The sequence below is a fragment of the Nesterenkonia sphaerica genome, from assembly GCF_005771565.1.
In the GTDB taxonomy this organism is placed as follows: Bacteria; Actinomycetota; Actinomycetes; order Actinomycetales; family Micrococcaceae; genus Nesterenkonia; species Nesterenkonia sphaerica.
Window position 1 is genome coordinate 278,360 of the sequence record NZ_VAWA01000002.1, and the last position, 18,625, is coordinate 296,984.

Annotated in this window: 14 protein-coding genes; 10 read left to right on the forward strand and 4 right to left on the reverse strand. The window is 64.6% G+C overall.

Annotated features, from left to right (window positions below; translation table 11 throughout):
• Positions 1-123 precede the first annotated feature (123 nt).
• Positions 124-1,353, reverse strand: coding sequence for a DUF4192 family protein (locus tag FEF27_RS02755; protein WP_138169287.1), 1,230 nt, complete (start codon positions 1,351-1,353; stop codon positions 124-126).
• 102 nt (positions 1,354-1,455) lie between these two features.
• On the reverse strand, positions 1,456-2,499 hold the full coding sequence (locus tag FEF27_RS02760) for a PAC2 family protein (RefSeq protein ID WP_243728985.1): 1,044 nt from the start codon (positions 2,497-2,499) through the stop codon (positions 1,456-1,458).
• Positions 2,500-2,636: 137 nt separating this feature from the next.
• Here FEF27_RS02760 and FEF27_RS02765 point away from each other — a divergent pair, with 137 nt between their 5' ends.
• The 3 genes from FEF27_RS02765 to sucB are packed head-to-tail and all read left to right on the forward strand — an operon-like array spanning position 2,637 to position 7,424.
• On the forward strand, positions 2,637-4,187 hold the full coding sequence (locus FEF27_RS02765) for a leucyl aminopeptidase (protein ID WP_424991663.1): 1,551 nt from the start codon (positions 2,637-2,639) through the stop codon (positions 4,185-4,187).
• A 58-nt stretch (positions 4,188-4,245) separates the two neighbouring features.
• Complete coding sequence (gene lpdA / locus FEF27_RS02770; protein ID WP_138169289.1) at positions 4,246-5,610, forward strand: dihydrolipoyl dehydrogenase; 1,365 nt, start codon at positions 4,246-4,248, stop codon at positions 5,608-5,610.
• A 38-nt stretch (positions 5,611-5,648) separates the two neighbouring features.
• A complete protein-coding gene (sucB, locus tag FEF27_RS02775; RefSeq protein WP_138169290.1) occupies positions 5,649-7,424 on the forward strand; it encodes a 2-oxoglutarate dehydrogenase, E2 component, dihydrolipoamide succinyltransferase in 1,776 nt (591 codons plus the stop codon).
• 48 nt (positions 7,425-7,472) lie between these two features.
• Here sucB and FEF27_RS02780 read toward each other — a convergent pair whose 3' ends face one another.
• A complete protein-coding gene (locus FEF27_RS02780; protein WP_138169291.1) occupies positions 7,473-8,528 on the reverse strand; it encodes a protein kinase domain-containing protein in 1,056 nt (351 codons plus the stop codon).
• On the opposite strand from FEF27_RS02780, the gene lipB reads away from it, so the two are divergent.
• The 7 genes from lipB (at position 8,527) to FEF27_RS02815 (ending at position 16,233) form a co-directional block, all read left to right on the forward strand.
• Complete coding sequence (gene lipB / locus FEF27_RS02785; RefSeq protein WP_138169292.1) at positions 8,527-9,258, forward strand: lipoyl(octanoyl) transferase LipB; 732 nt, start codon at positions 8,527-8,529, stop codon at positions 9,256-9,258. The genes FEF27_RS02780 and lipB overlap by 2 nt on opposite strands.
• 56 nt (positions 9,259-9,314) lie before the next feature.
• Entirely contained in the window at positions 9,315-10,295 is a 981-nt protein-coding gene (gene lipA / locus FEF27_RS02790) for a lipoyl synthase (RefSeq protein WP_138169344.1), read from the forward strand.
• A gap of 97 nt (positions 10,296-10,392) precedes the next feature.
• Positions 10,393-11,178: a DUF4191 domain-containing protein gene (locus tag FEF27_RS02795; RefSeq protein ID WP_138169293.1), complete on the forward strand. Its 786-nt coding sequence runs from the start codon at positions 10,393-10,395 to the stop codon at positions 11,176-11,178.
• Positions 11,179-11,401: 223 nt separating this feature from the next.
• On the forward strand, positions 11,402-12,034 hold the full coding sequence (gene rpsD / locus FEF27_RS02800; RefSeq protein ID WP_138169294.1) for a 30S ribosomal protein S4: 633 nt from the start codon (positions 11,402-11,404) through the stop codon (positions 12,032-12,034).
• A gap of 197 nt (positions 12,035-12,231) precedes the next feature.
• Positions 12,232-14,937: an alanine--tRNA ligase gene (alaS, locus tag FEF27_RS02805; protein ID WP_138169295.1), complete on the forward strand. Its 2,706-nt coding sequence runs from the start codon at positions 12,232-12,234 to the stop codon at positions 14,935-14,937.
• Positions 14,937-15,428, forward strand: coding sequence for a Holliday junction resolvase RuvX (gene ruvX / locus FEF27_RS02810; RefSeq protein ID WP_138169296.1), 492 nt, complete (start codon positions 14,937-14,939; stop codon positions 15,426-15,428). Before alaS ends, ruvX begins: the two co-directional genes overlap by 1 nt.
• 40 nt (positions 15,429-15,468) lie before the next feature.
• Positions 15,469-16,233: a hypothetical protein gene (locus FEF27_RS02815; protein ID WP_138169297.1), complete on the forward strand. Its 765-nt coding sequence runs from the start codon at positions 15,469-15,471 to the stop codon at positions 16,231-16,233.
• Here FEF27_RS02815 and FEF27_RS02820 read toward each other — a convergent pair.
• Positions 16,197-18,575: a RelA/SpoT family protein gene (locus tag FEF27_RS02820; protein ID WP_138169298.1), complete on the reverse strand. Its 2,379-nt coding sequence runs from the start codon at positions 18,573-18,575 to the stop codon at positions 16,197-16,199. The genes FEF27_RS02815 and FEF27_RS02820 overlap by 37 nt on opposite strands.
• Between the last annotated feature and the right edge of the window lie 50 nt (positions 18,576-18,625).

Sequence of the window (18,625 nt, forward strand, 5' to 3'; positions counted from 1 at the left end):
CGCTCAACGCGCCTATGACCCTGTCAAGTACCGGGTCGGAACAGAATCCGCCCCAGGTTGCAGGGTCTTACACGGGGTCCAACGCCGCCAGTGCCCGATACATTCCCCCGGCGCGGAAAAATCTTATTGCCGAGAAGACCACCAGGAGTAACTGGAGGCTTTGTCCTGAGCCCATGGGCACACCCCGAGGGCACTGATGCAGGCCAGCACGCTGCGGGCCAGCGGCGGCGCGGTAGTGCTGCGCCACAACTCTGGGTGCTGCTCGCGCACCGTCTCGGCGAACGCCGAGGCAGTGCTCCCGCTTCCGCGCAGCCATTCCACCCAGGCGCGCAGACCTAAGAGCTGTGCGCGCTGCAGCTGCTGGGCATAAGGCAGAAGTTGGCGCAGCAATGCCACCAGGGACTCCACCCGGGGCCACTGCGGCGGTGCCCCGGCCACCCCCCAGGCTGCATCGATGAGCGCGCCAGCACCCGGATCGGCTTTGCCCCGCTGGTGGATGCGCCCCACGGCCTCAACGTTGGTGACCGTCAGCGCCATCAGCAGCTCCACATGATCAGGGTCCTCCAAAGTGCGCAGCAGAGCCGCCGCCTGCTCCGGGGAGTGATGGATCCACCCGGCGTCGGCGGCGTGGTGGGTTGTCCCCTCACGCAGAGACCGCCCCAGAGCTGCTTCCCAGAGCGCGATCACGGCCTCTCCCCTGGTGGGAGGCGGTGCCTGATGCTGCCGGACCCGTGTCTGCTGCTCGGCTGCTGCCAGCGGGTTGGGGGCGAGGAACCGCGTCAGTGCCTCCTGGGGACTGCGGGCACGGGTGGTCTCCAGGCTCGGAATCCGCTGCAGCGTCTGATTCAGGGCCGACTCCGCGTGCTCCCCTGACGGGCCGCCACTGCGCTTATCGGCACCGGTGTGATAGTCACGGATATAGCCTTGTTCAATGTGCCACACCTGAACCAGTGGCGCCTCCGCACGTTCCAGCAGACCGGCTTGCAAGGCCCTCAGCATGGGCATGTACCGGTCGGCCGCATCCGATACGGCCGGTGCGGTGTCGAAGATGAGTGCCATGGCTGCGTTCGGAACCGGCTCTGCCGCCGGTCCGGCGATCCATTCTGCGCACTGTTCTCCCATCTGTTCCGGCCGCTGACGTACCGAAGCGAGGTCGACTCGCAGGTGTCCGCCGGTGATCCCGGCACGGAAGCCGATGATGACCAGTGAGTCAGCGGGTAGGCGCCCGAACGTGTGCTGCACCAGCGCCAGTGCGTCCCCGGGACGCTCAATATTCAGCGGTGGCGCAGCGGGAGGTGCCGGGTGGCCCGGATCTGCTTGGTGGGAGTCATGTGGTCTAGGTGCATCGCTCATGACCTCCAGGATTCTGGAGGGCCGGCGCCCGCCGCCGCACAGGACGGCCCTGCTGTGCAATCTCCGGCGGGTCGTGGTGCCGCACGGGTCGCTGGGGAGAACCTAGCCGCTCGGCTGCCCGGGGGTGTCGCCGTCGTCGTCCGCCCCCGGGGGCGGTATTTGCTCTTCGGTGCCGGGCTTGACATCTTCGGGCCGGCTGCGCAGAAACTCCTCGACGGCTGCGCCCAGTTCTTCAGCGTCGGGCACCACGTCGTCGTGTTTGACCAGCAGGGAGCGCTGGGCAGTGGAGGAGAACTGGTCAAAGTTGGCCTCCAGCTTCTGGACCAGCTGGGCGATCTCAGGAGCCTGCTCCACCTGGCGCGAGATGTCGGCCTCCACCGTTCGCGCTGCCTCACGCAGCTCATCTGTGGGCAGCATCAGCTCACACGCTGCCCCCGCGTACTCCAAGGCCGCCACCGCCACCTGCGGATAACGGCCGGAGGCCAGATAGTGCGGCACATGCATCGTGTAGCCGACGACGTCGCGGCCGGCCTCATCAACCCGCAGCTCCAGCATCTGCGACAGACCAGCTTCAATCTGAGCATTGGGCGACCAGGTTGATATGCCTTCGATGAGGTCTCGCCGGTTCCCGTGGGCGGTGACCCCCACCGGCCGGGTGTGCGGTGTGGGCAGACCCAGCGAATCCACCGTGACCACGAGACTGACGTCCAGCTGCTGGATCAGCTTCAGCACCGTCTCGGCCACTCTCTCCCACTGGAAGTCCGGTTCGTCACCGGTGAGCAGGAGGAATGGACGGTCCATGGCGTCGCGCACCTCGAAGATGTCCAGCCGGGGCCCGCGGTAGTCGGAGAACCTGTTCTCAGTGAAAGTGACCTGCGGCCGCCGGGAGCGATAGTCGAAAAGCTCGTCCACATCAAAACTGGCCACCTGTCGATGGTTGAGCGTGCCCAGGAGCCCCTCGGCCAGCTGCTCGGAGAGGGAACCGGCATCGGTGTGCCCTGCTACGGAAACCACCATCGGCAGCCGCGGGCCAGCACGGTGTTCACCGTGGAGAACGACATCGGTCGCGGAGGACTCGGCCCCCGGGTCGTTGTCGGAATCCTCGGTGTGCAGGTGCAGCAGATCAAACTCATAGGGATCGTTCACCGGCTGTGGATCCTCCCCTTGCGTGCGGTGGTGTGTTCGGTGTGTGCAGCGCTATCAGTGGGATAACAGTTTCTCCATAGCATCGCATTCCCGGCCGGAACGACATGCAGTCCGCGAATCCGGATAGGATCGGATCCGTGATTAGTGAATTCGTCCCCACAGTGACCGCCGTATCCTCCGCAGTTCAGAAAGTTGACGCTGACGCTCTGGTCTTGGGCGTCGCGAAGGGCCCCGACGGGCCAGTGCTGCTGCCCAACCCGTTGGCTGAGAAGGCCGCCAAGGGGGTGTCGGACTCGCTGCAGGCCCTGGGGGCGTCAGGTGCCGCCGATCAATTGCTGCGCCTGCCCGGGGTGGACGGCTACCAGTCGGAGACGCTGGTTCTGGTGGGAGTGGGAAAGCTCACCGGCGAGCCCGACGGCGGTGTCTCGGCTGAGGCGCTGCGTCGCGCCGCTGGTTCGGCGGTCCGGCAGCTTTCCGCCGCCGACTCTGTCGCCTTCGCCCTGCCTGCCTCCACCGTGGAGCAGGTCGCCGCGATCGCTGAAGGTGCCGCGCTCGGTGCCTACAACTTCCCACATTTCAAGGGATCGGAATCAGACAGGACAAAAACCCCGGTTTCGCACATCACGGTGCTGACCGAGCTTCGAGAGAAGCATACGAAGTCGGCAGTGGCACGCGCCGGGGTCGTCGCAGCCGCGGTGCGCGCCACCCGCGACTTGGTCAACACTCCCCCCAGCCACCTCTACCCGGAGTCCTTCGCCGATGAGGTCAAGGCCAACGCAAAGGGCACCAAACTCAAGATCAAAGTGTGGGACCACAAGGAGCTGGAGAAGGAGGGCTTCGGCGGCCTCCTGGGGGTGGGGAACGGCTCCGCCCGCAAACCACGGCTGGTGCGGGTCGAGCACGCCCCGTCCCGCCCGGTGGCGCACGTGGCGCTGGTCGGCAAGGGCATCACCTTTGACACCGGTGGCATCTCACTGAAGCCCTCGAATGCCATGACCACCATGAAGCTGGACATGGCGGGGGCCGCCACGGTGGCCGCCGTCGTCCGGGCAGCAGCAGACTTGGATCTGCCGGTGAAAGTCACTGGGTGGCTCTGCCTGGCGGAGAACATGCCTTCCTCCACCGCGCAGCGCCCGGAGGACGTGATCACTATCTACGGCGGCAAGACCGTGGAGGTGCTCAACACTGACGCCGAGGGTCGCCTGGTGATGGCTGACGGCATTGTCGCCGCCGGCGAGGAGAACCCAGATGCGATCATCGACGTCGCCACCCTGACGGGGGCGCAGATGATTGCCTTGGGACTGCGCACCGTGGGAGTCATGGGCCAGGACCAGTTGCGCGAAAGCATTGTCGCAGCATCAGAGAGCGCCGGAGAGTCACACTGGGCCATGCCCATTCCTGAAGAGGCCCTGAGCGGGTTCGAGTCCACCGTGGCGGACCTGACCAACCTCGGCGCCCGAGAGGGCGGGATGCTCAACGCGGCAGCCTTCCTCCGGGAATTCGTTCCGAACCGGGCCGATGCCGATAAGGACGCGCTCGACGCCGACTCCCAGCGGATTCCGTGGGCGCACATCGACTTGGCTGGTCCCGCCTTCAACGACAAGTCCGCCTATCACTACGTGCCGAAGGGCGGCACCGGTGTGACCGTGCGCACCCTGATCTCCTACCTTGAGGGTCTGGGCCGCTGATAGTCTGACGAGCAAGCAATGAAGCCACTAACCTCTCACCCACAAAGGAGCCTGACTCGTGTCTGAAGAATTTGACGTACTGGTCCTCGGAGGTGGCAGTGCCGGTTATGCGGCAGCGCTGCGCAGCGTCCAGCACGGCTATTCCGTCGCCCTCGTCGAGAAGAGCAAACTGGGCGGCACGTGTCTGCACACCGGATGCATCCCGACCAAGGCGTATTTGCACGCCGCCGAGATCGCCGACGAGGCCCGCTCCTCCCAGAAGTACGGGGTCGATGTTGATTTCAACGGCGTCGATATGGCCAAGATCAAGGAGTACAAGGACGGTATCGTCGCCGGGAAGTTCAAGGGCCTGACCGGGCTGCTGAAAATGCGCAAGGTCCAGGTCATCGAGGGCGAGGGCAAGCTAGTCTCCAAGAACGAGGTAGAGGTGGGAGGCACCACCTACAAGGCGAAGAACATTGTGCTTGCCACCGGTTCGACCTCGAAGACCTTCGGGCTGCCGCTGTCGGAGAAGATCATCACTTCCACACAGGCCCTGGAGCTCGAGCACACGCCGAAATCAGCCATCGTGCTCGGCGGAGGGGTGATCGGCTCGGAGTTCGCATCCGCGTGGAGGTCCTACGGCGTGGAGGTGACCATCATTGAAGGTCTGCCTCATCTGGTGCCCAATGAGGACCCTTCGATCATCAAGGTGATGGAGCGCAGCTTCAAGAAGCGCGGCATCAAGTTCAACGTCGGCACCTTCTTCAAAGATGTGGAAGAGACCTCCGACGGCGTCAAAGTGACTCTCGAGGACGGCAAGACGTTCGAGGCCGAGATCTGCCTCGTGGCCGTCGGCCGCGGCCCCGTCACCGAGGGCTTGGGCCTGGAGGATCAGGGCATCACCCTGGACCGCGGCTTCGTGATGACGGATAAGCGTCTGCACACCGGCGTGGGCAACATCTACGCCGTCGGCGACATCGTTCCAGGCCTGCAGCTGGCGCACCGCGGGTACCAGCACGGGATCTTTGTGGCGGAGGAGATCGCAGGAAACAATCCGATCCCCGTGGAGGACATCAACATCCCCAAAGTCACCTACTCGGAGCCGGAAATCATGTCCATCGGCTACACCCAGCCCATGGCTGAGGAGAAGTTCGGCAAAGACGGCATCGATGTGATCGAGTACAACCTGGCCGGCAACGGCAAGTCCTCCATTCTCGGCACCGCCGGAATCATCAAGATGATCTCGGTCAAGGACGGTCCGATTGTCGGAGTGCACGGCATTGGCACCCGCATCGGCGAGCAGATCGGTGAAGCGCAGCTGATCGTCAATTGGGAGGCCTACCCTGAGGACGTGGCGACGCTGGTTCACGCACACCCCACCCAGAACGAGGCCCTCGGAGAGGCCGCCATGGCGCTCTTCGGCCACCCCCTCCACGGCTGAGAAGCATCCACGAGAATTCATGAGTAGGAGCCGGACCAATGTCTGAGACCGTCAATCTTCCCGCACTCGGTGAGTCAGTCACCGAAGGCACTATCACCCGCTGGCTCGTCGAGGTCGGTGATCAGGTGGAGGTAGACCAGCCAATTGTTGAGGTCTCCACTGACAAAGTGGACACTGAAGTCCCCTCACCGGTGGCAGGCACAGTCGACGAACTGCTGGCCGCCGAAGATGAGACCGTGGAGGTGGGCGCACCCCTGATCAAGATCGGAGACGGCTCCGGCGGCGACTCGGGCCAATCAGCTGACAGCGACGACGCCGAGGCTGAAGAGGCGGCCACTGAGGCTGAGGAGCCCGAGCAGACCGAACAGGCGGCCGAGGAGGAGGCACCCGTGCCGGCCGCCGGTGAATCTGGTGGCAGTGAGGCCACTCCGGAGGAGCAGAGTCCCGCCAGTGACACCGGCGGCGACTCCCAAGAGGTCACACTGCCGGCCCTGGGCGAGTCGGTGACCGAAGGAACAGTCACCCGCTGGTTGGTGGATGTCGGTGACGAGGTGGAGGTCGATCAACCGCTGCTGGAAGTGTCCACTGACAAGGTGGACACAGAGGTCCCCTCCCCCGTGGCCGGCACGGTCCAGGAGCTGAAGGTCGCCGAGGACGAGACCGTCGAGGTCGGTGCAGTGCTGGCGCTGGTCGGCTCCGGCGCCGCACCGGCAGCGGAGTCCGAAGAGCCGACGCCCGAAGCCGAGGAAGCCGCAGAGCCGGAGCCGGAGAAGTCCCCTGAGCCGGAACCAGAGAGCGAGCCCGCGAAACCATCGACGCCGGAGCCTGAGTCGCAGCCGACGGGCGAGCAGTCGGCGAAGTCCGCACCTGCCGCTGAGGACACCTCAGCCGAGGGATATGTCACCCCCATCGTGCGGCGCCTGGCGAAGCAGGAAGGTGTGGACCTGTCCGACGTCTCCGGCACCGGAGTCGGAGGCCGCATCCGGAAGCAGGACGTGCTCGACGCAGCCAAGGCCAAGAAGACCGATGATACGGCTGCTGCGGCACCGTCCGCCTCCAGTGCCACGCCGCAGGGCAAGGTCGACACTGTCAAGCGTGGGACCACTGAGAAGGCCCCGCGCATTCGACAGGTCATCGCGCAGCGCATGAACGAGTCCTTGGAGGTATCCGCGCAGCTGACCCAGGTCCACGAGGTCGATATGACCCGAATCGTGAATCTGCGTGCCAAGGCGAAGGACGCGTTCAAGGAAAACAACGGCGCGAACCTGACCTATCTGGCTTTCATCGCCGTGGCCGTGACCGAGGCGCTCAAGCAGCACCCCGTGCTGAACGCCGAGTACAGCCAGGACCAGAAACAGATCACATACCACGACGCCGAGCACCTCAGCTTCGCCGTGGACACGGAGAAGGGACTGATGGTTCCCGTCATCGCCGATGCCGGAGACCTGTCCCTGGCTGGCATGGCCAAGAAGATCGCGGATGTGGCCAAACGGACCCGGGAAAACAAGATCGGTCCGGAGGAGCTCTCCGGCGGGACCTTCACCATCACCAATCTTGGTTCCTTCGGCGCCCTGTTTGACACTCCGATCATCAATCAGCCACAGGTTGCCATCCTCGGCCCAGGGGCCATCGTGAAGCGACCTATGGTCGTCACCGATGCTGACGGACAAGAAAGCATCGGCATCCGGCACATGATGTACCTGTCTCTGACCTACGATCACCGGATCGTCGACGGAGCAGACGCCGGGAGGTTCCTGCAGACGCTGAAGAGCCGGCTGGAGGAAGGCAGCTTCGAAGCCCAGCTGGGCCTGTAGCACTGACCCAATCCTGCGAGGCGGTGAGGGCCCCAGAAGTCGGGGTCCTCACCGCCTTCTGCGCAGGCACCGCCGCACCCGGTGCCACAGGTCGGCAACGCGTCCAGCAAAGCGCTCCCCGTTCCTGCCAGTACCGGATCCGGTCAGCACCGTCGGCAACTCCGCCAGCGTGGCGTCGTCGACTGCTGGCAGCAGGTCCAACGGGTCCGCGCGCACCGCTGAGTAGAGCTCAGCGGCAAACTCTCCGGCCAGGGGCCGATCCGCCGGATGGGGACTGAGCGAGGCTTCGAGAAGTTCTGTGAGCTCGTCCCCGGCTCCCGGGACCAGGCTCTGCAGCGGTACTCGGCGTGGTGCTGGTTCCGGCTCTCTGCCGGTAAGGCAGCCCCATGCCACAGACCCGAGCGCTCTGACATCGTCTTCGGCCGTGCCATAGGCAGCGTCCATGCCCAGCAGCACCGCGTCCCCCAGGTCCCCCAACGCGGGACGACCCTCCGGTGTGAGCAGAATGTTCGCCGCAGTGACGTCCCCGTGTGCGGCTCCGCGTTCGTGCAGATGAGCCAACGCCTGCGCCACCGGGGTCAGGGCAGTCACGCACTGGCCGGGGCTCAGGGGCCCCGCCGAGCGGCGCAGCTGACCCAGCGACCCCGCTGTGCAGGCCTCCAGCAGCAGAGCCGTCTGATTCTCGGCAGTGGTCACCAGGCCCCAGGGTCGGACCATAAACTCATGGACCAGTGGGAGCATTGCCTCCAGCTCGCGCTGTGCCGAGCGCAGCGGCGGTGAGCTCCGCCCGGTGGACAACGGCACCTTCAGGGCGAGCCTGTCCGGCGGGTTCGGGCCCGCCCATATGATGGCCGATGCGCTGGGCAGACGGCACTGGACCAGCCAGACGGCGCTGCGACCCCCAATTCCCAGCAGCCGCTCGGTGACCATACCGGCGACCCGCGGAGGTATCGGAGCTGTATGAGACGTCCAGCCGGGGGTGAGGTCGTGGTGCATCTCCTCAGAATGCACCGAATTCGCCGGGACCGCAGAAGTTATCCACAACAGCGGGGGCAGCCGGTAGTGCGCCTTGTCAAGGCGCGGATAGGCGTAGGCTATGCACATGACCGCAATGCAGACTCGGTACCTTGGTTTCGATCCTGAGCTTGTCGACTACGAGCACGCCTGGGAGTTGCAGCGCCAGCTGCATTCCCAGATTCTCACCGGTGCGGCAGACTCGACACTGCTGATGCTCGAGCACGCCGACGTGTACACCGCTGGGAAGCGCACTGAGCCCCAGGATCGTCCGCAGGACGGCACCCCGGTCATTGACGTAGACCGGGGTGGGAAACTCACCTGGCACGGTCGGGGGCAGCTGGTCGGCTACCCACTGCTGCGGCTGCGGGACCGCAGCGCCGTCAAGGACTATGTGTGCGCCCTGGAGAATACTCTGATCCGTATCCTGGCCGAGGACTACGGCATCGGCGCAAGCCGCGTCGAGGGCCGCTCGGGAGTGTGGCTCACCGACGGCGGGGACGTGCGCAAGATCGCCGCGATCGGCATCCGCGTGCATCGCTCGGTGACAATGCACGGCTTTGCGCTGAACTGCTCCAATGACCTTGCGCCCTTCGGGAACATCATTCCCTGCGGCATCAGCGACGCGGGGACCACCACTATCAGCGCAGAGCTGGGACGGACGGTCACCCCTGCCGACATCGCCCCACGGGTGACTGAGGAATTGGAGTCGGTGCTGCCGCGTTACATCTCGTCAGGGGAGCCGGCGGTCAGTGTCGGCCCCTGCGCCATGGACACCGCTGGCCGAGAGTCAACGCCCAAGGAAGAGGTCTCACGTTGAGTGGATGCGCCCCAGCTGCGGCAGGAACAGGAACCATCGCCCCCGAAGGCCGCAGAATGCTTCGGGTGGAGGCGAAAAACGCGGCCGTGCCGGTCGAGCGCAAGCCTGAATGGATGCGCACCAAAGTGAAGATGGGTCCCGAATTCGCCGATATGAAGAAACGTGTCGGCGGCAAGGGGCTCCACACGGTCTGTGAGGAAGCCGGCTGCCCCAATATCTTTGAGTGCTGGGAGGACCGCGAAGCGACCTTCCTCATAGGCGGCTCAGCCTGTACACGCCGGTGCGACTTCTGCGAGATCGACACAGGCCGCCCAGCTCCGCTGGATGAGGCAGAGCCGCTGCAGGTGGCAGAGTCGGTCCGCGAGATGCAGCTGCGCTACGCCACGGTCACGGGGGTGGCTCGCGATGACCTTCCCGATGGAGGGGTGTGGCTCTATGCCGAGACCATCCGCCAGATCCACCAGCTGAACCCGGGCACGGGAGTCGAGATCCTGATCCCCGACTTCTCCGGCAAACCGGAGAACATCGCCGCAATCTGTGAGGCCAAGCCGGAGGTCTTCGCCCATAACGTGGAAACTGTGCCGCGGATCTTCCGCAGGATCCGCCCCGCATTCCGGTACGAGCGGTCCATGGATGTGCTGACCCAGGGCCGCAACCACGGGATGATCACCAAATCCAACCTGATTCTCGGCATGGGAGAAACCCGGGAGGAAATCTCCGAAGCCCTCCAAGATCTGCACGACGCCGGATGTGACCTGCTGACCATCACGCAGTATCTGCGTCCGACCCCCCGGCATCTTCCCGTCGACCGCTGGGTTAAGCCACAGGAGTTCATGGAGATCTCCGAGGAAGCCGAAGAGATCGGATTCCTCGGCGTCATGTCCGGACCTTTGGTACGCTCCTCCTACCGCGCCGGATCATTGTGGGCCAAAGCGATGCAGAAGAAGGGCTGGCCCGTACCAGAGGAGCTCGCCCACATCGAGCCTTCCGGGCAGACCAAACAGGAGGCAGCCACCCTCGTGGCCGCCGGTTTCTAGGCGACGTCGGCCTGATCGGCCGCCCGGTGCATCAGCGACCTCAGGGGCGCTGCGCCGACGTCTGGGCTCGTCTGCCCTGCGGTAGACTGGAGGCATCATGGCAGATTCCAAAATTTCCAAGCAGCAGGCCAAAGCTGAGCTGAAGAAGCTTCGCGAGCAGCAGAAGACCCAGAAGAAGCAGCGTAAGGCCGCTCGCAAGGCGAAGAAGGCCGCAGGCGAGGGGATCTTCTCGCGCATCAAGCAGGTCTTTAAGATGACCCGCTCCTTCGACCCGAATATCGGGTGGTGGATGCTGCTGGCAGCCGTGGTGACCTTCGCCGTGGTCTTCGTCATCACCCAGTTCCTCTTCCACTGGATCGTGGCACTGCTGATGGCTCTGCCCTTCGCCCTTCTCGCAGCCATGATCCTGATGAATCGCCGCGCGGAGAAGGCCGCCTTCGCCCGTATCGAAGGCCGGCCAGGGGCCGCAGCCGCAGCGCTGAACACACTGCGGCGGGGGTGGATCGTCACCGAAGAGCCCATTCAGATGGACCCCAAGACTCAGGACGCCGTCTTCCGCGTCATCGGCAAACCAGGGGTGGTCCTCGTCACAGAGGGACCACCATCGCGTGCTAAGAAACTGGCGAGCAAGGCACAGAAGCGCCTGCGGCCCGTGCTCCGGGATGAGGTGCCGGTGCACATTGTGCAGACCGGTCGCAGCCAGGAACAGGTTCCGCTGCCTAAGCTGACCAAACACATCAAGAAGCTGGACAAGGCCCTGAATAAGCACGAGGTCCACGCCGTGGAGCGGCGGCTGTCCACACTTCCGATCAGCAAGCCACCGATCCCCAAGGGTGTGGACCCGTGGCGGGCACGGCCTGACCGCAAAGCCCTGCGCGGCTGAAGCCCGTACGGGTCGGCGCTCGTGGTCACTACGCGCCCCACACCGGGATGTTTGATAGACTCTTGGTTTGTCTGGCAGGCGGAGCAGACGAATCCGCCGCAGTCCCCGAGCAACCGGCAGCTCAGACTCTCCTGACGTACGTCTTCGGAGGCCAGGTCGTGTCATGTCACTGCCGTGACACAGAATAAATACTCATGCCGAAAGCAGAAAGAAGCACTTTTTTATGCCAAAGACTCCTTTGCGTGCGCGTCGCACCGTCAAGGCTTCGAGGGCGCTCGGCATTGCGCTGACCCCCAAAGCTCAGAAGTACCTCGACCGCCGCCCCTATGGCCCGGGCCAGCATGGTCGCACCCGCCGCCGCACTGACTCTGACTACGCAGTGCGTCTGCGGGAGAAGCAGAAGCTGCGTGCCCAGTACGGGATCCGCGAAGCGCAGCTGACTCGTTACTACGAGGAGGCCAAGCGCCAGGGCGAGGGCCTGACCGGTGAAAACCTCATTGAGCTGCTCGAATCCCGGCTGGACGCGGTGGTGCTGCGGGCCGGGTTCGCCCGGACCATCGCCCAGGCCCGCCAGTTCGTGGTGCACCGCCACATCCTGGTCAACGGCAAGCGAGTCGACCGGCCTTCCTTCCGTGTGAAGCCCGGCCAGATGGTCCATGTCCACGAGCGCAGCGAGAAGTTTGAACCCTTCCAGATCGCCGCGGCAGGCGCCCACCAGGAAGTCCTCCCGGCGGTGCCCGGCTACCTGAAGGTGGACCTGGATGCACTGCAGGCAACCCTTGTTCGCAAACCAGAGCGCGCCGAGGTCCCTGTGACCTGCGAAGAGCAGCTGGTCGTGGAGTACTACGCACGCTGATCAGTGCCGGGCCGCAGGCCCGCCAAGTGTCATGCGTTCCGCTCTGCGGGCGCGGACACCGCACCGAAGCCATGCCGAGCCCGTCGCGTCCCCTGGTGGATGCGGCGGGCTCGGCGCGTTTTCCCTCACGTAAACTGGGCCCGGCGCCCGCCTCAGCCACCCCGCCAACGTCAACTCTGAGCAGGAGAGACCCCCCGATGAAGTCGCAGGACATCACCCGCACCTGGTATGACTACTTCAGTGCGAAGGAGCACACCGTCGTACCGTCAGCATCGCTGGTGTCCCCGGAACCTTCATTGCTGTTCACCATTGCCGGAATGGTGCCCTTCATCCCCTATTTCACTGGTGTGGAAACACCCCCCTACCCCCGCGCCGTCTCCGTGCAAAAGTGCATTCGCACCGAGGACATCGAAGAGGTCGGCAAAACCGCCCGGCACGGCACTTTTTTCCAGATGTGCGGGAACTTCAGTTTCGGTGACTACTTCAAAGAGACAGCAATTCCCATGGCATGGGAACTGCTCACCACCCCGGTCCAGGGTGACCCGGACACCGGCCTGCGTGGCTACGGACTGGACCCGGAGCGCCTGTGGGTCACCATCTACGAACACGACGACGAGGCTTTCCAGATCTGGCACGAGACGGTCGGGGTGCCGGAGCACCGGATTCAGCGGCGGGGGCCGGAGGACAACTATTGGACCACCGGACAGCCCGGACCGGGTGGTCCTTGTTCAGAGATCTACTACGACCGCGGCCCTGCCTATGGGGTCGAAGGCGGGCCGATTGCCGACGAGAACCGGTACGTTGAGATTTGGAACCTGGTCTTTATGCAGTACCGCCTCTCAGCGGTGCATTCCAAATCCGAGTTTGAGGTCGCCGGTCCTCTGGAGCACAAGAATATCGACACCGGGCTGGGCCTGGAGCGCTTGGCCATGGTCCTGCAAGGCGTGGAGAACATGTACGAAACCGACCAGGTGCGGCCGGTGCTCGACCGAGCGGCACAGCTTGCTGGTCTGACCTACACCTCCACCGAGGACCCCACCGACCCCCACCACGGCACGGATGTGCGCCTCCGCATGATCGCCGACCATACCCGCAGTGCTCTGATGCTCATCACTGACGGTGTCCGGCCCTCCAATGAGGGCGGCGGCTACATCCTGCGTCGCCTCATCCGGCGCGTCATACTGGCGATGCGGCTGCTGGGTGTGCACAAGCCGGTCTTCGGTGAACTGCTCTCCGTCTCACGTGACGCGATGAAGGGCGTCTACCCGGAGATCGAGCAACGTTTTGAGGTCATCCACGCAGCCGCAGTGAAGGAAGAGCAGGCATTCCTGCGCACCATCAGCGCGGGCACCGCGCGGCTGGAGTCCGCGGTGGCAGCCGCTAAGTCCAGCGGCGCTCCACTGGCCGGCGATGACGCCTTCGCGCTCCATGACACCTACGGCTTCCCGATCGACCTCACCCTGGAGATGGCCGCAGAGGCCGAGGTGAGCGTGGACCAGGAGACGTTCCGCACTCTGATGGCCCAACAGCGCCAACGTGCTCAGGCTGATGCCCGGGCGAAGAAGTCCGGCCACGCCGACACCGAGATGTACCGGCAGCTCCTGGGCGACAGTGGCACACATTTCACCGGATACACCGAACACACCACCGAAGCGCGCGTCCTTGGGATTCTCGCTGGGGGGGCCTCGCAGACCAGCGCTGCAGCAGGCACCGAGGTCGAGATCGTGCTGGACGCCACTCCTTTCTACGCTGAGGCTGGCGGCCAGGCCGCCGACACCGGTCGGATCACCGGCGACGGGTTCGTCATCGATGTGTACGATGTCCAGTCCCCGATCAGGGGTCTGTCGGTACACCGGGCGAAGGTCATTGAGGGTGAGGTCTCAGTCGGTGCTCGTGCCCTGGGCTCCATCGATGTCCGGCGCCGACTCGATGCACAGAAGGCCCATACGGCCACGCACATTGTGCACGCAGCACTGCATGACGTGTTAGGACCAGAGGCCGTACAGGCAGGTTCCTTCAACAAGGAGGGTTACCTGCGCTTCGACTTCACCCACGACGACGCCCTCTCCCCCGGTGCCCGGCAGGAGCTCGAAGAGATCTCCAACCTGTCCATCCGCGACAACTACCCGGTGGAGACCAAGACCATGGCCCTCGATGAGGCCAAGGCGCTGGGCGCGATGATGCTCTTCGGCGAGAAGTACAGTGATGAAGTGCGGGTGGTGGAGGTCAACGGCCCATGGTCCCGTGAGCTGTGCGGTGGCACCCACGTAGGCTCCACTGCTGAGATCGGCACCCTCGCTCTGCTCTCCGAAGGATCTGTGGGCTCCGGCAACCGTCGCGTTGAGGCTTTGGTGGGGCTCGACGCGTTCAAGCACTTCGCGGCCGAGCGCACCCTGGTCAACCAGCTGACCGACATGCTCAAAGTCCCCGCGGATCAAGTGCCGGACCGCATCTCCGCCACTCTCCAGAAGCTGAAGGAGACCGAACGGGAGCTGGAGCGGCTGCGGGCCGAGCAGCTGCGCAGCCAGGCCGGCCAGCTCCTGGGGCAGGCCGTCGACGCAGGCGGAGTCCACGTGCTGACCCATCACGCCGGCGCAGCAGACAGTGATGAGCTGCGCCAATTGACCATAGACCTGCGGGGACGATTCGCCTCCGAGCCTGCCGTGGTGGCCATCGCTGGGGAGGCCAAAGCGCGGCCGGTGGTGGTGGTCGGCACTACGGAGGCGGCCCGCGCCGAGGGTCTCTCTGCGGGGGATCTGGTCAAGCAGGCGTGCCGCGTGCTCGGCGGTGGCGGCGGCGGAAAACCGGATCTCGCCCAGGGCGGGGGCCAGGACCCCGCTCAGATCCCTGCGGCGTTGTCAGCGGTGCTGGCGGCGGTGCAGAATCGTGAGCCTGCCCGATAATGAGCCGGGATCGAGCGGGAGTGCGGCTTGCGGTCGACGTCGGGGACGCCCGCGTAGGCCTTGCTGCCACGGATCCGGATGCGCTGCTGGCGACTCCGGTGATGACCCTGCGCCGGGACAAGAACCGGGGCTCAGATCTGCGGATGATCACCCGCATAGCCCAGGACCGGAAGTGCGCAGTGGTCTATGTGGGACTCCCCCTGTCCCTCTCCGGGGTCGAGACGCCATCCACCCAGAAGGCTCGGGAGTTTGCTCAGGCACTGGCGGAACGTTTCGCAGAACAGATGCTTTCAGCAGAAGTTCGGCTCATTGACGAACGCCTCTCCACTGTCTCCGCCTCGGATAAGATGCGCGCTTCCGGGGTGGAGGCCCGGCACCAGCGGGCCAGCATCGACCAGGCCGCCGCAGTGGAAATCCTCACGCATGCGCTGAATATGCGCGCCGCGCAGGGGACAGAACCCGGCACCCTGGTTTTCCACAGATCTGATTAGGGTCTTGTAGCCGCGGCCACGAAGCGACCAAGCTGGCACTATGCAGTCAGCACACAGTGGCGGCGATGCCGGTGGGCTTCAGGAGCACCTGCACACCACCGGCAAGCCCTTCAGCTCCGCAGAGCTGCAGGCGATGACACAGCGTGGCGCCATGCGGCACGTAGTGAGTGATGTCTATGCGGAAAATGTCGTCCCCGACAGTCCCGCAGTCCGTGCTGCAGCCGCTGCCATGCTGCTGAACTCTGCCCTGGCGGAGCACGGTGTTCTCTGCGGAGAGACCGCCGCCTGGGTGCATCTGGGCACTGCGGCTCCGAAGAAGCTCACGGTCCTGGTGGACGCGGAGACCAACCGCCGATTCTCCGTGCGCAAGGTGCAGCTTCACCGGAGCCGGCTCAGCCCCGAGGACGTAGAAAGGTTTGGCCCCACCGCCTGCACCACTTCATTGCGCACCGCTGCAGACCTCTTCTGCGGTACAGGCGTGCGGCACCTACGCCGGGCATTGGACCGAATCGCTGAAGGGTACGGCCGTGCCGAACGGATCCTACAGCGGTGGCCGTGCGCCCAATCCCCGCTGTGGGACCGGGATGAGGATCTCTGGCACCCCGGGCCTGAAGATGAACGCATCATGCATCAGCGCTGGCACACTATTGACCAGCTGCTGCACCAATCACAGTCCGGCCCCTGGCAGCTTGCTGATCTGGTGATGCGGATCCTCTCCCGGACGGGTTGGGACCATCAGCGCCACCGGCGCATCGGTGAGCTGATTGCTCAGTGCGTTTCGCGCCGCTTGCCCACGGTGCGGTAGACATCGTAGACACCGTCGATGCGTCGCACAGAGTTCAGCACGTGGTTGAGATACCTCGGGTCGCCCATCTCGAAGCTGAAGCGGGAGACGGCCACCCTGTCCCGGGAAGTCTGCACGGTGGCGGAGAGGATATTGACCTGCGACTCGGCCAGGGTCCGGGTCACATCCAACAGCAGCGACTTCCTGTCCAGCGCCTCCACCTGGATCTCAACCAGGAAGACCGAGGATTTCGTGGGAGCCCAGTCGACCTCCACCAGACGGCCTGGTTGCTCGCGCAGCTGATTGACGTTGCGACAGTCCGCCCGATGGACAGAGACCCCCTGTCCCCGAGTGACAAAACCCTCGATGGCGTCGGGCGGCACCGGGGTGCAGCACCGGGCCAGTTTGGCCAGCACATTTTGTGCGCCTCGGACCGTCACCCCCGCATCGGCGTATTCCGACGGACGCGTGGCCGGTGAGGTGATGGGGGTGATGTCGTGTTCTTCGGACTCTTCTTCGTCCGTGTCCAAGAGGGAGCCCACATGTTCGAGGACATTCTGGATCGAGACGTGCTCCTCGCCGATGCCGGCATAGAGTCCGGAGATGTCGGTGTAATGCAGCTCCTCGGCGACGGTGAGCAGCACATCGGGGTTCATGGCCTTCTGCAGCGGAAGGTTGGACTTCCGCGTGGCCTTGGTGAGCATCTCTTTTCCGCGCTCGATGGACTCCTCGCGGCGTTCCTTCGAGAACCAGTGGCGAATCTTGTTGCGCGCCCGAGCCGACTTGACGAACATGAGCCAGTCATTCGACGGCCCTGCGCTCTCCGCCTTCGAGGTGAAGATTTCCACCCAATCCCCGTGGTTGAGCTCTGAGCTCAGCGGCACGAGCTTGCCATTGACACGTGCCCCGATGGTCTTGTGTCCCACATCAGTGTGTATGGCGTAGGCGAAGTCTACCGGCGTGGCTCCTGCCGGCAGTGAGATCACCTCGCCCTGAGGGGTGTAGACGAACACCTCCCGGGTATTGATCTCATTGCGCAGCGACTCGAGAAACTCATCTGGATCAGTCGTTTCCGACTGCCAATCGACTAGGGACCGCAGCCAGCCGATCTCCTCGGTGGCCTGGGACTGCTGCGTTGCGCCCTTGGGCTGAGCTGCCGGGGCGGCTCCGGAGGGCCGGGTGCCCTGCCCGGAGGCGGGGTGCCGCTTGTACTTCCAATGAGCGGCTACCCCGTATTCGGCACGCCGGTGCATCTCGTGGGTTCTGATCTGCACCTCCACAGGCTTCCCTGCCGGGCCCAGGACAGTGGTGTGCAGGGACTGGTACATATTGAACTTGGGCATGGCGATGTAGTCCTTGAACCTGCCAGGCAGGGGGGACCATCTGGCGTGGAGTGAGCCCAGCGCCGCATAACAGTCACGCACGGAGTCCACCAGCACCCGCACCCCCATGAGGTCATGGATGTCGTCGAATTCCTTTCCACGGACGATCATCTTCTGGTAGATCGAATAGTAATGCTTAGGTCTGCCGGTGATGGTCGCGGAAATGTTCGCCCCGTTGAGGTCATCAGCGATGGCCGCCCGCACTTCTGAGAGAAACTTCTCCCGCTGCGGGGTCCGGTCCCCCACCAGCCGGACGATCTCTTCGTAGACCTTGGGGTACAGCGCGGCGAAAGACAGGTCCTCCAACTCCCACTTCAGGGTGTTCATGCCCAGTCGGTGCGCCAGGGGTGAAAAGATCTCCAGAGTCTCTTTGGCCTTCCGAGCACTCTTCTCCGGGGGGACATACCGCCAGGTTCGCGCGTTGTGGAGCCGGTCTGCCAACTTGATCATCAGCACGCGGATGTCTTTGGCCATGGCCAAGACCATCTTCCGCACGGTTTCTGCCTGGGCGGCGTCGCCGAATTTAAGCTTGTCCAGTTTGGTCACACCGTCCACCAGGAGACTGATTTCCTTGCCGAAATCAGCGGTGAGCTCCTCCAGGCTGTATTCGGTGTCCTCGACGGTGTCGTGGAGCAGCGCGGCGGCCAAGGTGGATCCGTTGAGTCCGAGTTCAGCCAAGATCGTGGCCACAGCGACAGGGTGGGTGATGTAGGGATCGCCTGACTTGCGCTTCTGGCCGCGGTGGTGATGCTCCGCAGTGGCAAAAGCGCGGCGGATCAGCGGAAGGTCGCCCTCGGCACGATTAGCGCGCACCGCGCGCAGCAGCGGCTCCAGCAGCGGCGAGTCCTGAGAATGCGCCAGCGACCCCACCGCCCGCGCGCGGCGGGCGGGTGCTGTGTGGGTACCCGGTGGTGCGGTGGGCTCCGCTGGAGGAGTGGTGGCCGCCGCAGCCCCAGGAGCCGGTGCGCCGTCGCTGTTCACGCTTTTGGTGCCTACTCCCTCATGACAATTGACATGCAATGTGGAGACAG

Bases quoted from the DNA above. Each gene is read 5' to 3' on its own strand.
- FEF27_RS02755 (WP_138169287.1), bottom strand. From the start codon at position 1,353: ATGAGCGATGCACCTAGACCACATGACTCCCACCAAGCAGATCCGGGC.
- FEF27_RS02795 (WP_138169293.1), top strand. From the start codon at position 10,393: ATGGCAGATTCCAAAATTTCCAAGCAGCAGGCCAAAGCTGAGCTGAAG.
- lipB (WP_138169292.1), top strand. From the start codon at position 8,527: ATGACCGCAATGCAGACTCGGTACCTTGGTTTCGATCCTGAGCTTGTC.
- sucB (WP_138169290.1), top strand. From the start codon at position 5,649: ATGTCTGAGACCGTCAATCTTCCCGCACTCGGTGAGTCAGTCACCGAA.
- ruvX (WP_138169296.1), top strand. From the start codon at position 14,937: ATGAGCCGGGATCGAGCGGGAGTGCGGCTTGCGGTCGACGTCGGGGAC.
- lipA (WP_138169344.1), top strand. From the start codon at position 9,315: ATGCTTCGGGTGGAGGCGAAAAACGCGGCCGTGCCGGTCGAGCGCAAG.
- FEF27_RS02815 (WP_138169297.1), top strand. From the start codon at position 15,469: ATGCAGTCAGCACACAGTGGCGGCGATGCCGGTGGGCTTCAGGAGCAC.
- FEF27_RS02780 (WP_138169291.1), bottom strand. From the start codon at position 8,528: ATGTGCATAGCCTACGCCTATCCGCGCCTTGACAAGGCGCACTACCGG.
- rpsD (WP_138169294.1), top strand. From the start codon at position 11,402: ATGCCAAAGACTCCTTTGCGTGCGCGTCGCACCGTCAAGGCTTCGAGG.
- alaS (WP_138169295.1), top strand. From the start codon at position 12,232: ATGAAGTCGCAGGACATCACCCGCACCTGGTATGACTACTTCAGTGCG.